The sequence below is a fragment of the Synechococcus sp. R6-5 genome (assembly GCF_047461775.1).
In the GTDB taxonomy this organism is placed as follows: domain Bacteria; phylum Cyanobacteriota; class Cyanobacteriia; order Thermostichales; family Thermostichaceae; genus Thermostichus.
Genome location: NZ_JANSHV010000411.1, coordinates 1 through 540 on the forward strand (window position 1 = coordinate 1; position 540 = coordinate 540).

Annotated in this window: 1 protein-coding gene; it reads left to right on the forward strand. The window is 55.7% G+C overall.

All coding sequences use genetic code 11. The features are described from left to right. Window positions 1-120 precede the first annotated feature (120 nt). On the forward strand, window positions 121-540 hold a 420-nt coding region (locus NW818_RS14045), incomplete at its 3' end, for a hypothetical protein (protein ID WP_414424916.1).

Genomic DNA, 540 nt, shown 5'->3' on the forward strand with positions numbered 1-540 from the left:
CTTCATCGCCATACCATGTGAACGAGGTCAACAGTGATGCATCCTGATCCTGCTTCCCTCCAGCAGCGACCGGCGGACAAGACGCTGTCGTGTCCAATCTGTGGATCCCGCAGCCTCACAATGTTCATGGACGTGCCGCAGATGCCGATCTATTGCAACGTGCTGTGGGAGTCGCGCGAGGCAGCATTGCAGGCGCCGCGCGGCGACCTGATGCTGGGGTACTGCCCGCAATGCAGTCATATCTCCAACTATGCGTTCGATCCATCCAATATGGACTATTCGCAGCAGTACGAAAATTCACTCCACTTTTCAGGGCGCTTTCAGCAATATGCAACCGATCTGGCGGAGCGCTTGATCGAACGTTATGATCTGCGCGGAAAGGATATTCTTGAGATCGGATGCGGCAAGGGCGATTTTCTGCGCCAGATCTGTCGTGCGGGCGGCAATCGCGGGATCGGTTTCGATAAGAGTTATGTCCCTGACCCGGAGCGTGACGCTGCGGAACCGGATGTGCGTTTCGTCGTTGATTTTTTCAGCCAG